Source organism: Parvibaculum sp., from assembly GCF_049672805.1.
GTDB lineage: Bacteria > Pseudomonadota > Alphaproteobacteria > Parvibaculales > Parvibaculaceae > Parvibaculum.
This window is the reverse complement of sequence record NZ_JBATWS010000272.1, coordinates 1-14,026: the sequence shown is the minus strand read 5'-3', so window position 1 is coordinate 14,026 and position 14,026 is coordinate 1. Positions and strand designations below refer to the sequence as shown.

Annotated in this window: 8 protein-coding genes; 5 read left to right on the top strand and 3 right to left on the bottom strand. The window is 61.3% G+C overall.

Features of this window, described 5'->3' with window-relative positions:
* Window positions 1–4,043 (bottom strand): glutamate synthase large subunit (gene gltB, locus WBF74_RS08825; RefSeq protein ID WP_424438299.1); only part of this gene is annotated, 4,043 nt, incomplete at its 3' end.
* A gap of 606 nt (window positions 4,044–4,649) precedes the next feature.
* Between gltB and WBF74_RS08820 the strand changes: the two genes are divergently transcribed.
* From WBF74_RS08820 to WBF74_RS08810, 3 genes are all read left to right on the top strand, one after another.
* The gene (locus WBF74_RS08820) at window positions 4,650–5,516 is read left to right on the top strand and encodes a hypothetical protein (protein WP_424438296.1); all 867 of its coding nucleotides are present in this window, start codon (window positions 4,650–4,652) and stop codon (window positions 5,514–5,516) included.
* 27 nt (window positions 5,517–5,543) lie between these two features.
* Window positions 5,544–6,581, top strand: a complete 1,038-nt coding sequence (locus WBF74_RS08815; protein ID WP_424438293.1) for a threonine aldolase family protein — start codon at window positions 5,544–5,546, stop codon at window positions 6,579–6,581.
* Window positions 6,582–6,656: 75 nt separating this feature from the next.
* Complete coding sequence (locus WBF74_RS08810) at window positions 6,657–7,091, top strand: Hpt domain-containing protein (protein ID WP_424438290.1); 435 nt, start codon at window positions 6,657–6,659, stop codon at window positions 7,089–7,091.
* Here the strand turns inward: WBF74_RS08810 and WBF74_RS08805 are convergent.
* The gene (locus WBF74_RS08805) at window positions 7,088–9,619 is read right to left on the bottom strand and encodes an ATP-binding protein (RefSeq protein ID WP_424438287.1); all 2,532 of its coding nucleotides are present in this window, start codon (window positions 9,617–9,619) and stop codon (window positions 7,088–7,090) included. The two genes, WBF74_RS08810 and WBF74_RS08805, sit on opposite strands and share 4 nt — an antisense overlap.
* 208 nt (window positions 9,620–9,827) lie before the next feature.
* On the opposite strand from WBF74_RS08805, the gene WBF74_RS08800 reads away from it, so the two are divergent.
* The gene (locus WBF74_RS08800; RefSeq protein WP_424438284.1) at window positions 9,828–12,509 is read left to right on the top strand and encodes a bifunctional acetate--CoA ligase family protein/GNAT family N-acetyltransferase; all 2,682 of its coding nucleotides are present in this window, start codon (window positions 9,828–9,830) and stop codon (window positions 12,507–12,509) included.
* 51 nt (window positions 12,510–12,560) lie between these two features.
* Here WBF74_RS08800 and WBF74_RS08795 read toward each other — a convergent pair whose 3' ends face one another.
* A complete protein-coding gene (locus tag WBF74_RS08795; protein ID WP_424438281.1) occupies window positions 12,561–13,022 on the bottom strand; it encodes an Hsp20 family protein in 462 nt (153 codons plus the stop codon).
* A gap of 210 nt (window positions 13,023–13,232) precedes the next feature.
* Here WBF74_RS08795 and WBF74_RS08790 point away from each other — a divergent pair.
* Window positions 13,233–14,026: amino acid ABC transporter substrate-binding protein (locus WBF74_RS08790; RefSeq protein WP_424438278.1), on the top strand; the 794-nt coding region annotated here is incomplete at its 3' end.

The following is a 14,026-nucleotide window of genomic DNA, read 5'->3' as shown; positions in this document are numbered from 1 at the left end:
ACATAGTCGTTCGCTTCGCCTTCAAGCTCGAGCGTCACGCCCGCTGCCACCCATGCGCCGAAGCTCTGGCCGGCAGTGCCGGTGAACTTCACATGGATCGTGTCATCAGGCAGGCCGGCATGACCGTAGCGCTTTGCAATCTCGCCGGAGAGCATGGCGCCCGTCGTGCGATCCGTGTTCTTGATCGGCATGGCGATCTGCACATGCTTGCCGCTGGCGATTGCATCCTTCGCTTCCGCGATGAGCTTGCGGTCGAGCACATTGTCAATGTTGTGCTCCTGTTCCTCGCAATGGCGGATGGCGACGTCTTCCGGTGCTTCGGGCTTCTGGAAGAGGCGGGAGAAGTCGAGTCCCTTCGCCTTCCAGTGCTTGATGACCTTCTGGCGGTCGAGCATCTGCATCTGGCCGGTCATCTCGCTCATCTTGCGGTAGCCCATGGCAGCCATCAGCTCGCGCACTTCTTCGGCGACGAAGAAGAAGTAGTTGATGACATGTTCGGGCGTGCCGACGAAGCGCTTGCGAAGTTCCGGGTCCTGCGTCGCAACGCCGACCGGGCAGGTGTTCAGATGACACTTGCGCATCATGATGCAGCCTGCCGCGATGAGCGGGGCGGTGGCGAAGCCGAACTCGTCAGCGCCGAGCAGCGCGCCGATCACGACGTCGCGGCCCGTGCGAAGCCCGCCATCCACCTGCACGGCGATGCGGCCGCGCAGCCGGTTCATCACCAGCGTCTGATGCGTTTCGGCAAGGCCGATTTCCCACGGGCTGCCTGCATGCTTGATGGAGGTGAGGGGTGAGGCACCCGTGCCGCCTTCGAAGCCGGAGATCGTCACATGGTCGGCGCGCGCCTTGGAGACGCCTGCCGCAACCGTGCCGACGCCGATTTCCGAGACGAGCTTCACGGAGATGAGCGCCTCGCTGTTGACGTTCTTCAGGTCGTAGATGAGCTGCGCCAGATCCTCGATCGAATAGATGTCGTGGTGCGGGGGCGGCGAAATGAGGCCGACGCCCGGTGTCGAGTGACGCACCTTGGCAATGACGGCATCGACCTTGTGGCCGGGAAGCTGGCCGCCTTCGCCGGGCTTTGCGCCCTGCGCCATCTTGATCTGGATCATGTCGGCATTGGCGAGATATTCCGTCGTCACGCCAAAGCGGCCGGATGCCACCTGCTTGATCGAGGAACGCATGCTGTCGCCATTGGGCAGCGGCTTGAAGCGGTCTGCTTCCTCGCCGCCTTCGCCCGTGTTGGAGCGACCGCCAATGCGGTTCATCGCCAGTGCCAGCGTCGTATGTGCCTCGCGGCTGATCGAGCCGAAGGACATGGCGCCGGTCGCAAAGCGCTTCACGATTTCCGATGCCGGCTCGACTTCATCGAGCGGCACGGGCTCGCGCCCGTCCTGTTCGGCGGTCTTGATGTCGAAAAGGCCGCGAATGGTGAGAAGCCGTTCGTTCTGCTCGTTGATCTGGCGGGCGAAGGCGCGGTACTTGTCGCGGCTGTTACCACGCACAGCATGTTGCAGATCGCGGACGCTGTCTGCGGTCCAGGCATGGTCCTCGCCGCGCATGCGGAAGGCATATTCGCCGCCCACTTCAAGCGAGTTGCGCAGCACCGGCGCGTCAGACCAGGCAAGGCGATGGCGTTCGAAAGTCTCGTGCGCGATTTCCTCGATGCCCACGCCTTCGATCATCGACACGGTGCCGGTGAAATAGGCGTCGCAGAACTCGCTCGACAGGCCGATGGCGTCGAAAATCTGGGCGCCGCAATAGGACTGATAGGTCGAGATGCCCATCTTGGACATGACCTTGAGAATGCCCTTGTCGATCGCCTTAATGTAGCGCTTCTCGGCTTCCTTCTGCGTCAGGCTCGGATCGAGCTGCGGCAGCATCTCGGCAATCGTCTCGAAGGCGAGATAGGGGTTGATCGCTTCGGCGCCATAGCCCGCGAGGCAGCAGAAATGATGCACCTCGCGCGCCTCGCCCGTTTCCACAACGAGGCCGACCTTGGTGCGAAGCCCCTTGCGGATCAGGTGATGATGCACGGCGGAAGTTGCTAGCAGCGCCGGAATGGCGATGCGTTCCGCGCTGACAAGCCGGTCCGACAGGATGACGATGTTGAAGCCCTGATGAACCGCTTCCTCTGCACGCTCGCAAAGGCGCGTCAGCATTTCAGCCATCACTTCTTCGCCGCGCGCTACATCAAAGGTGATGTCGAGCGTTTGCGTGCGGAAATGGTTGTCCGCCACCTCACCGATCATGCGGATCTTTTCGAGATCTTCATTGGTGAGGATCGGCTGGCGCACTTCGAGGCGCTTCACCGAGGACATGCCTTCAAGGTCGAGCAGGTTCGGACGCGGACCGATGAAAGAGACCAGCGACATGACGATTTCTTCGCGGATCGGGTCGATCGGCGGGTTCGTCACCTGCGCGAAATTCTGCTTGAAATAGGTGTAGAGCAGCTTCGACTTGGAAGAGAGGACGGAGATGGGCGTATCCGTGCCCATGGAGCCGACCGCTTCCTGGCCTTCCGTTGCCATCGGCGCCATCAGGAACTTCAGGTCTTCCTGCGTGTAGCCGAAGGATTGCTGCACATCGAGAAGCGAGCCTGCGCGCGTGATCTCGGTGCGGTGGGGCGGCGGGGGCATATCCTCAAGCTGGATCTGCGTCTCGTTCAGCCACTTCTGATAGGGGTGGAGCTTTGCAAGCTGCGCCTTCACCTCGTCATCGGAGATGATGCGGCCCTGCTCAAGGTCGATGAGCAGCATCTTGCCGGGCTGAAGCCGCCACTTCTCGACAATCTTTTCTTCCGGCACAGGCAGCACGCCCATTTCGGATGCCATCATCACGTCGCCATCATCGGTGACGTAATAGCGGGCAGGGCGCAGGCCGTTGCGGTCAAGCGTGGCGCCGATCTGGCGGCCATCGGTGAAGGCAACGGCGGCAGGGCCATCCCACGGCTCCATCAGGGCTGCGTGATATTCGTAGAAGGCGCGGCGCTCTTCATCCATGAGCGGGTTGCCCGACCATGCTTCGGGAATGAGCATCATCATCGCATGGGTGAGCGAGTAGCCGCCCATGACGAGAAGTTCGAGCGCATTGTCGAAGCAGGCCGTGTCTGACTGTTCGTGGACGGCAATCGGCCAGATCTTCTTCACGTCTTCGCCGAGAAGCTTCGACTCCATCGTGGCGTAGCGCGCCGCGAGCCAGTTTACATTGCCGCGCTTCGTGTTGATCTCGCCATTGTGGCAGATCATGCGGAAGGGATGGGCAAGGCTCCAGGTCGGGAAGGTGTTGGTGGAGAAGCGCTGGTGCACAAGTGCAAGCGCCGTCGTCATCTCCGGGTCACGGAGATCCTTGTAATATTGCCCCACCTGCGCTGCGAGCAGCATGCCCTTATAGACAATGGTGCGCGAGGAGAAAGAGGGGATGTAAAGCTCTTCCGGCACATGGCCTTCTTCAGCAAGCAGCGTGTTGAAGATGCGCTTGCGGATGACAAAGAGCTTGCGCTCAAAGGCATCCTGATCGACGCAGGAGGCCGCGCGCGCGACAAAAACCTGCATGTGATAGGGCTCTGTCGGCTTCACGCTTTCGCCGAGATCGGAATTGTCCACCGGTACATCGCGCCAGCCGAGAACGGACTGGCCTTCTTCCGCGACAATCTTCTCGGTGAGCTTGATGATCTTGGCGCGGTCGCTTTCGGCCCGGGGCATGAAAAGCATGCCGACCGCATAGTGACCTTCAGCAGGCAGAGTAATGCCGAGCTTGCCTGCTTCCTTGCGGAAGAAGGCATCCGGCATCTGGATCAGGATGCCCGCACCGTCACCGGCATTCGGGTCTGCGCCGACGGCGCCGCGATGCTCGAGATTTTCGAGAATCTTCAGGCCGTCCTCGACGATCTTGTGCGTTTTTCGGTTGTGGATGTTCGCGATGAAGCCGATGCCACAGGCATCGTGCTCGTTACGGGGGTCATAGAGGCCCTGCGCGGGGGGGAGCCCTGCCACGTTCCAGGCCGCCATTCGGCTGGTGTCGTCCCGCTTCTGCGTCATCATCTTCATCCTTCAACATGGCTCGCGAAAAACACCGGACAGGAAACCGGCAGAGGCGCGAGCGGCCTCGTTTCTCAATCAGACGAACACACGTCCCCCGTTCCTCCCGGAGCCTTTTGGCTTTAACCCCCATGGGGGGCGGGAGGCGTCAGCGGATCGCTGTCGCTATCTCAATAGTCCCAGCCGAAAATCCGGCGAGACTGTCCACCGCTGAGCCTGTTTCGGGCTCACTTTGTCGGTATGTTCCGGACGGCAGGCGGCCACTGGCCACAAGCGCTTCCGCACATTCCACTCACAGTGCCGTCAGCTCAGACGGATCTTTCTGTTGGTGCTCCCTTGGCCCGGAGCGAAGGCTTTACAGGCCAAACCCATCCCTTAGGGTCAGACCGTCCACGCCGGAAGAGGATACTCTCCCAGTGAGGGGATCATGCCAAACCCGGTTTTCTGAATCAAGCAAATAAGACAGCCATACTGACCTATAGCGCATTTTTTTGCCTCTCTGCGGGCCGGAGGGCTTCATGGCTTGCCCTGCGGGCCTGCTCTGACATGCTCAGGGGGGAATCGAGGCCAACGAGATAATAAGCCGGCAGAAGACAGGGGGATAAGGTGCTCAATCGCGTGGACAGGGTTCAGCTTGCGGTACCGGATGCGGAAGAGGCAGCACGGGGGTGGATCAGCCTTCTCGGCGCGGAAAAGGCCGGGGAAGACAGAATCGCCGGGCTGGGAGCGAGGCGGCTCAAGCTTCGGCTCGGCAATGGCTGGGTCGAGCTGCTGACACCGGACGGAGCCGGGCAGATCGCCGATGCGGTTTCGGCGCGGGGCGCACATTTATATGCAGGGGGCGTCACGGCGCGGGACATGGCGGCGCTCCGCAGCCATCTCAAGGGGCGGGGCGTCAATCCGCTTTATGAGGGCGGGCAGCTTCATCTTGATATGAAGGATACAGGGGTGGACGGCCTGCGGGTCGTGGTAAGCCCCGATGAAGCGCTGCCGGTCGTGGGAGATATCGACTTCTTCTATGAAGTGACCCTGCTCTCCGGCGATACGGCGGGTGTGGGCCGCGCGCTCAATGCGTTGTTCGGGCTTGATGAGGGAAACTACACAGAAATCGTCTCCACCATCTTCGGCTATCGCGGCACGCTGACGCTGTTCGAGAAGGACAAGCTTGACCGGCTGGAGGTGATTGAGCCGACTGTGCCGGACACGACGATGGACCGCTATTTCCGCAAGTTTGGCCAGAGCCTCTATATGGCCTTTGCCGAAACGCGCGACATCAACCTCATCACGGAACGGGCGAAGGCGGCGGGCGCGGGCCACACGATCGACCGGCCGGAAGGGCGGCCAGCGCATCTTCCTTCCGATCAGCTCTGGCTGCATCCGAAGGCGCTTGGCGGCATGATGCTTGGCCTGTCACGGCCGAGCATGGCCTGGTCATGGTCTGGCCATCCGGAACGTGTGGAAGCGATTGATTGACGGGACACCCCGCCCCGGGAAAGACAGATGAACTTCACGAGTGACAATGCGGCAGGCATCGCGCCTGAAATCATGGAGGCGATGCTGCGGGCGAATAGCGGCACGGCGGCTTCCTATGGCGCCGATGAGATCACCGCGCGGCTGAAGGCGCGGTTTGCGGAAGTTTTCGAGCGCGAGGTGGAGGTCTTTCCCGTGGTGAGCGGCACGGCGGCGAATGCACTGTCACTTGCTGCGATCACACCTTCTTATGGCGCGGTGCTCTGCCATGAGCTTGCCCATGTACATACGGATGAATGCGGCGCGCCGGAAATGTATTCGGGCGGCGCGAAGCTCGTGCCGGTGTCGGGCGCTGGCGCAAAGATTGATCCCGATGCGCTGTCGGTAGCGCTTGCGGAGCTTCATCAGGGCAATGTCCATAATGTGCAGCCCGCCTCGCTGACGCTGACGCAATCGACCGAACTCGGAACGGTCTATTCGGTCGAAGAGATCAACACACTTGCGGAGATCGCGCGGGGGCGGAAGCTTGATCTCCATATGGATGGCGCGCGCTTTGCGAATGCGCTTGCCCATCTCGGATGCTCGCCTGCCGACCTCACCTGGAAGGCAGGGGTGGACATCATGTCTTTCGGAGCCACAAAGAATGGCGCGATGGCGGCGGAGGCGATCATCGTATTCAGCCGCGGCCTTGCGCGCGACATCAGCTTTCGCCGCAAGCGGGGCGGGCATTTGCTCTCCAAGATGCGGTTCATCTCTGCGCAGCTCGAAGCCTATCTTGAAGGCGGGCTGTGGCTGCGGCTTGCCGCCCATGCCAATGCGATGACGGCGCGCCTTGCGGCCGGTCTCGCGGCGGTGCCGGGCGTGGAACTTCTGGTTGAGCCGCAGGCGAATGAGCTTTTTCCGCGCCTGCCTGTCTCCGCCATTCGTCGCCTGCGGGAGAACGGGGCGTTGTTTCATTCCTGGACTATGCCGGGGGACAACGCCGAGGCGCAGACCGTCCGGCTTGTCACCTCCTTTCAGACGGAGGCGGCGGAGGTGGACCGTTTTCTGGCACTTCTGGCCCAGTAGGCTCTTCAATATTCCTTAAGGCAGGTCGCCTAGCATGGCTTCTTACCGTTCATGCCGCATCCGGCAGGTGGAAAGATGGCCAGTCCGACAGACAAGGCGGAAAGCGACTTCAACAGCCTGATCGCCAGGGCAGAGGCTGCCGTGGAGGCGCTGCGCGATGTCTATCGCGAGCAACTCAGCGAAGATGTTGCGGCGCTCAACGAGATCTGGGCGCGGGTCGAAGCGGAAGGCCCAAGCGAGGCGCTTCTCAACGAGATCCACGCCATCGCCCATAATGTGAAGGGGCAGGGCGGGTCATTTGGCTATGATCTCGTGACGGAAATCGGCGCTTCCTTCTGTAACTATCTGCGCAGCGGAAAGCGTGGGGCGCCGGATGAACTCAACATCATAAATATGCATATCCGCATGTTGCGCACTGTCTCCGAGAACAACATCACGGGCGACGGGGGCGATACGGGTCGGCGCATTGTGGAGAAGCTGCGGCTTCTGACAGGCGGCGTGAAGAGCTAGGCGGTCATCCGGTCCAGTTCGTCCAGCATGTCTTGCAACGCACCTTCGGGTGCGTTTTTCGTGCTGGCTGTTGCGACAATGCGGGGCGGCGGGGGCGGTGCCACGGATTCGCTCGCGCCCGCATCGCCGTGCGTGACCTTTGCAATCTGCGCGACGAGATCATCAACCCGGAAGGGCTTGGAGACAAAGCCGTTCATGCCCGCCGCGATATAGTTGGCGCTATAGCCTTCCATTGCATGGGCCGTGAGGGCGATGATCGGAATATTGCGCCAGGGCTCATTGCTCGCGCGAATGGCCTTGGTTGTCTCGATGCCATCCATCACCGGCATCTGCACATCCATCAGCACAAGATCAAACTGGGCTTCGCGCAATTTGCGGATCGCCTCGACGCCGTTTCCGGCGATGGTGAGCTTGTGCCCAAGCCGCTCCATCACGGCTGACATAAGCTTCTGGTTCACGGGCTGGTCTTCCGCAACGAGGATGCGCAGCGGTGCCTGAGAAGTGTGATCTGACTTTGCGGTGGATGCTTCTTCCGCAGCGGGAGCGGCGCAGGTTTCCACTGGTGTGCGGAAGGTGAAGGTGCTGCCTTCCCCTTCCACGCTGTCCACATCGACGCTGCCTTCCATCAAGGTCGCAAGCTCGCGCGTGATCGCAAGGCCAAGGCCCGTACCGCCATAGGTACGCGAGATGGAGGAATCCGCCTGCTGGAAACGGGTGAAAAGGCGCGGCAGCATGGCGGCAGGAATGCCGATGCCCGTATCGCGCACACGGAAGACGAGTTCTCTCCGGCCATCGGCCATCATGTGGGCCGAAAGTGTGACACTTACCTCGCCACGCGGCGTGAACTTGATCGCATTGCCGACCAGATTGAAAAGGACCTGCCGCAGCCGCGCCCCGTCAGCAAGAATGGTTTCCGGCACGCCGGGCTCGCAATGGCGTGTCAGCACGAGACCCTTCTCGGTGGCGGTGGGCCGCATGACGCGGATGACGGCATCGAGAACGGCGGCAGGCTGTGTCGGTGCCGGTTCAAGCTCGACCTTGCCGGCTTCGAGCTTCGAGAGATCGAGAATGTCATTCAGGATGGTCAGCAGACATTCGCCTGACTCGCGAATGGTCGAGATGCGGTCGCGCTGTTCCGGCGTGAGATCGTCGTTGAGAAGCAGATCCGACATGCCGATCACGCCGTTCATAGGCGTGCGAAGCTCATGGCTCATCGTGGCAAGGAAGGCGGATTTGGCGCGGTTCGCATTTTCGGCTGCTTCCTTTGCCAGCGAGAGATCATAGGCCGTGCGGGCCAGTTTCGCGCGCTCCTGCTCAAGCTGGATCGATGCCTGTTGCAGTTCGATGATGCGTTCCTGCAATTCGGTCTGGCTGCGCTTCAGCTTGATTTCGGTCAGCTTGCGGTGGCTGATATCCGTTTCGACGAGAATGTAGTTGCGGATTGCGCCGCGCTGATCACGGATGGGGCGCGCTTCGATCGAGGCCCAGTACTGGCCGCCCTGCCGGTTGACGCTGATCGTTTCGACAAGGCGTGCTTCGCCATCGGCAGCACTTTCCGCCAGCACCTTCATCGCGCCGATGCCGCCGTAGCGCGCAAGAATGTCCTGCGGGAAATAGCTTTCAATCTCGGCGCGCTCGAAGCCCGTCATGCGCATATAGGAGGCATTCGCCCAGAGTATGCGTCCGGCGCGATCTGCGATAAGGACGCCGGAATCCGTTCCGTTCGCCACAAGCGCAAGCTGTTCATTGTCACGCAGGCTGTGTTGCAGCCGTCCGAAGACGCGCGCGAAAAGCTGGGCGAGATCGCTCAACTCGCCGCGCGGTATGTCGGCCGGCGGCGTGAAGCGCCCTTGCGCGCTTTTCCGCACGGCGCTTGCGAGCCGTTCGACGGGGCCGATGACAGAGCGGTGCAGCAGCAAGAAAAGGGCGGCCATCAAAATGACCGACGAGACGAAGCGGCTGAAAAGCGTGGCAACGATCGATCCATTGAGATCGGCGCGGGCGGGGCGCAGATCAACAAAGGTGACGGTGGCAAGCCCGGTGCCGGGAATGGCGGCGGCATAGACCCAGCCATCAATGCCATCAATATTTATCGCGAAGCTTTGCGGGCGTTCCAGCACGAGGGCAGCGCTGATGGCGGTGTGGATTTCGGGCTGGCTCAGAAAGGATTTCGTGGCGGGAAGGCGGGACGTTGCCTCTCCCTTAAGCAAGGCGCCAGACTTGTCCACCAGATAGACGGCGAGGAATTCTTCGTTCCAGATAGCTTCGCGGGTGACGGCCTGGGCTGCCTCTTCCACATCAAAGTCGTCATCAAGCCGCGCGCGCATGGCGAGATGATTGCTCACCGATGAGGCGCGTTGCTCGACCTTGGAGAACATCACATGGCGGAGTTCATAGTAATCCGCAATGGCCTGAATACCGGCGAGGACGAGCAGGAGAAGCAGCATGCGCAGGGCAAGGTCGCGCGCGGTCGGGCCCGCAAGCGAGCGCAACTGACTGATATCAATTGCACGAAGAAAATCGCGCATAAACCCCGCCCTTCTGCCGGGCGATGCCCCGGCACCACTCCCCGAGGAGATGATCCCGGTCATACCAGCGGTTGCGTTAACATGGCGCTAATTCACACATTTCGGGGGCGTGTAAGAACGGGAAAAACAGGATTGTTTACAAGGTGTTGGCTCTCGTGTGTGCTGGTGTTCCTGTTCTTGATGAGATGACAAAGGCGAGGTCGATCCAATGTCCATTCGCAATCTCGATCGCATGTATGCGCCCCGCTCGGTTGCGTTGATCGGGGCGAGTGCAAGGCCGGGTGCTGTTGGAAATGTGATCCTCTCCAATCTGCTCGGCGCCGGGCTGCCGGGACCAGTCTGGGCGGTCAATCACAGGGGCGGCGAGATATTGGGGCAGCAGGTCTATCGCGATGTAGCGAGCCTGCCCGGTGTGCCGGACCTTGCCGTGATTGCGACGCCGCCGAAAAGCGTGCCCGGCCTGATCGATGAGCTGGGCAGGCGCGGTACCAAGGCGGCGGTGGTCATTACCGCAGGCTTTGGCGAACTTGGCGAAGAGGGCCGTGCGCTGCAGGCGCAGATGCTGGCCGCGGCGCGGCCCCATCTGTTGCGCATTGCGGGGCCGAACTGTCTCGGCATCATGTCGCCGGGGGCAGGGCTTAATGCTTCCTTCGGTCATGTGCAGCCGGGCAAGGGCCATGTCGCCTTTGTCTCGCAGTCAGGGGCGGTGGTGACTGCGGTGCTCGACTGGGCGACGAGCCGGGGCATCGGCTTTTCGCATGTGGCCTCGCTGGGCGGCATGGCGGATGTGGATTTCGGCGACATGCTCGATTTTCTTGCTGCCGATCCGCAGACGAAAAGCATCCTCCTCTATATCGAATCGATCCGTGATGCGCGGAAATTCATGTCGGCGGGGCGGCAGGCCTCGCGCCTGAAGCCTGTCATCGTCATCAAGGCGGGACGGCACGAAGCGGGCGCGCGGGCGGCGGCGTCACACACAGGTGCGCTTGCCGGGTCTGATGCCGTCTATCAGGCAGCCTTCCGTCGCGCGGGCATGTTGCGCGAAATGGGGATCGAAGACCTTTTCGATGCGGTGGAAACCTTGTCGGCGCGCTGGGCGCGGCGGCCCGTATCGGGCGAGAAACTCGGCATTCTCACCAATGGCGGCGGCGTCGGCGTGCTGGCCACGGACTTTCTGATCGATGAAGGCGGGCGGCTGGCGGAGATCACCGAGGAAACGGTGGCAGCGCTCGACAAGGTTTTGCCGCGGACATGGAGCCGGGCAAATCCGGTGGATATTATCGGTGATGCGGATGCGGAGCGTTATGCGCATGGCATGAAGGCGCTGCTTCAGGACAAGGAAACGGATGCCATTCTCGTGATGAATTGCCCGACGGCGGTGGTGAACAATCTCTCTGCCGCAGAAGCCGTGATCGAGGCGGCAGGAGGATCGCACAAGCCCGTCTTCACCACCTGGCTTGGCGACAAGGGCGTGCGTGAGGCGCGCGCGGCCTTTCAGGCGCGGCGCATTCCGACCTATGAGACGCCGACAAGCGCGGTGCGCGCTTTCATGCTTCATGTTCGGCACAACAGGAACCAGCGCCTGCTGCTTGAAATCCCCGATGCAGGGCCGGACCGCGCGATGCATGACCGGAAAACCGCCCGCGCCCTCATCGAACAGGCGCTGACTGAAAAGCGCGAATGGCTGAGCGAGGCGGAAGCGAAAAAATTGCTCGCGGCCTACGGCATTCCGGTGGTCGAAACGCGGGTTGTCTCTTCCGGTGCAGAAGCGGCGAAGGTTGCCGATGAGCTTGGCTATCCCGTGGTGCTCAAGATTCTCTCGCCCGACATCACCCATAAGAGCGATGTCGGCGGCGTGGCGCTTGGTCTTGATAATGCGGCATCGGTTGAGGAAGCGGCATCGCGCATGGCGGCGCGTGTCGCGCGTGTGCGGCCTGATGCCGATATTGAAGGCTTTACCGTGCAGCAAATGGCGCGGAAGCCCGATGCATTCGAACTTATTCTTGGCATTGTGGATGACGAGACGTTCGGGCCGGTGATCCTGTTCGGGCAGGGTGGCACATCGGTGGAAGTGGTGCGCGACAAGGCGATGGCGCTGCCACCGCTCAACAAGGTGCTCGCGGATGATCTTATTTCGCGGACACGGATTTCCCGGTTGCTTGAAGGTTATCGCAACAAGCCGCCTGCGGATCGTGATGCGATTTCAATGGCGCTGATGGCGCTGGGTGATCTGGCGGCAGATCACCCGGAGGTCGTGGAGCTTGATATCAACCCGCTATGGGCGGATGCCGATGGCATCATTGCGCTTGATGCGCGGGTGCGGGTTATGCCTGCAAAGGTGAAAGGTACGGCGCGGTTTGCTGTTCGCCCCTATCCGCTCTCGCTGGAGGGGAGCCTCACCGACCGGGAGGGCCGCGTCTATCCGCTTCGCCCGATCCGGCCGGAAGACATGCACCTCACCGATGAGTTGCTTGCCAATAGTGACCCGGAGGATGTGCGGCTGCGCTTTCTCTCGCCGCTACGCAAACTGCCGCGCCAGCTCGCAGCGCGTCTTACGCAGATTGATTATGATCGCGAAATGGCTTTCGTCGTCTTTACCGATGAAACGCGGAAGGAGTTTGCGGCGGTGGGGCGTCTTTCGGAAGACCCGGACCGGGAGCGGGCGGAGTTTGCCATTATCGTGCGCAGCGATCTGCACGGGCATGGGCTTGGCTATGCGCTGATGCGCCAGCTGATCGATTATGGACGGTCGCGCGGTGTCGGCGAAATCTTCGGCCATGTGCTGCGCGAGAACCGGAGCATGCTGAATCTTTGCGACGATCTCGGCTTCACGCGTCATCCGCTGGAAGGTGATCCGACGATTATCGAGACACGGCTTTCGCTTCGCTGATGCAAAGAAAAAGGGGCGCCGAAGCGCCCCTGAACGAAGTGTGGGGAGAGATCAGTCCGCCGCTGTGGCGAGGCTCGCCTCGATTGTCTTCACGCCCGATGCCGGCCTGATCTCGATGCGGCGCGGCTTCAGCTCTTCGGGCACGCGGCGTACGAGATCCACATGGAGGAGGCCGTTCTCCAGATGGGCGCCTTCCACTTCAACATGCTCTGCAAGCTGGAAGCGGCGCTCAAAGCTGCGTCCTGCAATGCCACGATGGAGATAGGTCACATCTTCCGGCTCGGTGCGGCGGCCAGCAATGGTAAGCACATTCTGCTTTACCTCGATCTCAAGATCGGATTCGCCAAAACCTGCGACCGCCACCGAAATGCGATACCCGTTCTCGCTGGTTCGCTCGATATTGTAGGGCGGATAGCTGGGGCTCGTGTCGCGCGTCACGGAATCGAGCAGCGACTGGAGCTGATCAAAGCCAACGGTCGAACGGTAAAGGGGGGAAAAATCGAAATTCCGCATATCTTACATCCTCTTCAAGCGATGTTTCTTGCCTGCGGGAAGCGCGTCATGCCGCCAATGGCCGGCTACAGCCTCCCGCGCCGGACCCGACTGCGGCGTCCGGCAGGGCATATCTGGGAATTTCCCGTTCAGGCTTCAAGAGGGTATAAGTGCCCCTCCGGGCCGTTGACGGCCCCGACACCAAGCCGAATCCGTGGGGGGAGAGACACGATGAGAAGCCTGGTTACCGGCCTTGCGCTGTTGCTGGTTGCGGCCTTTGGCGGGGCGGCCTCTGCAGAGGAAACCGGGGTCATCAAGCTCGGGGCGGCGGTTTCGCTCACCGGCAAGTATTCCTCCAACGGCCAATTTACCAAGAACGGCTATGACCTCGCCGCAAAGCTCATCAATGAAGCGGGCGGGGTGAAGGTCGGGGACAAGTCCTACCGCATCGAGATCATCTATTACGATGATGAATCGACGCCTGCGCGCGGCGCGCAGCTTGTAGAGCGGCTGATCCAGCAGGACGGCGTGAAGTTTCTGCTCGGGCCTTATTCCTCCGGTCTTACGGAAGCAATTGCGCCCGTCACCGAAAAGTATGGCGTGCCGATGGTGGAAGCGAATGGCGCGGCGGTGTCGCTCTTCCGCAAGGGCTATCGCTACCTCTTCGCGGTGCTTTCCACGACCGATCAATATTTGCGCGCGGCGGTTGATCTTGCGGCGGCGCTGAATGAATACCCGTCAAAGCTGCGCGTGGCGATGGCGTTCGAGAATGATCCCTTCTCGCAGGATGTACGCGAGGGCGTGCTGGAAGACATTGTTAAGCACGGCATGAAGGTTGTGGTGGATGACAAGCTGCCGCCCGAACTCAATGACATGTCAGCAACGTTGACCAAGGCAAAGGCGCTGCGGCCGGACCTGTTGCTGATTTCCGGCCATGACAAGGGCGCGGCGCTTGCCGTGCGGCAGATGGCAGATCAGCGCGTCAATGTGCCGATGGTCGCACTCACCCATTGCGACAGCGCGCA

What these genes read in the sequence shown, in the direction of transcription:
- WBF74_RS08815 (WP_424438293.1), top strand. Translation starts at nt 5,544, where the DNA reads ATGAACTTCACGAGTGACAATGCGGCAGGCATCGCGCCTGAAATCATG.
- WBF74_RS08810 (WP_424438290.1), top strand. Translation starts at nt 6,657, where the DNA reads ATGGCCAGTCCGACAGACAAGGCGGAAAGCGACTTCAACAGCCTGATC.
- WBF74_RS08805 (WP_424438287.1), bottom strand. Translation starts at nt 9,619, where the DNA reads ATGCGCGATTTTCTTCGTGCAATTGATATCAGTCAGTTGCGCTCGCTT.
- WBF74_RS08800 (WP_424438284.1), top strand. Translation starts at nt 9,828, where the DNA reads ATGTCCATTCGCAATCTCGATCGCATGTATGCGCCCCGCTCGGTTGCG.
- WBF74_RS08795 (WP_424438281.1), bottom strand. Translation starts at nt 13,022, where the DNA reads ATGCGGAATTTCGATTTTTCCCCCCTTTACCGTTCGACCGTTGGCTTT.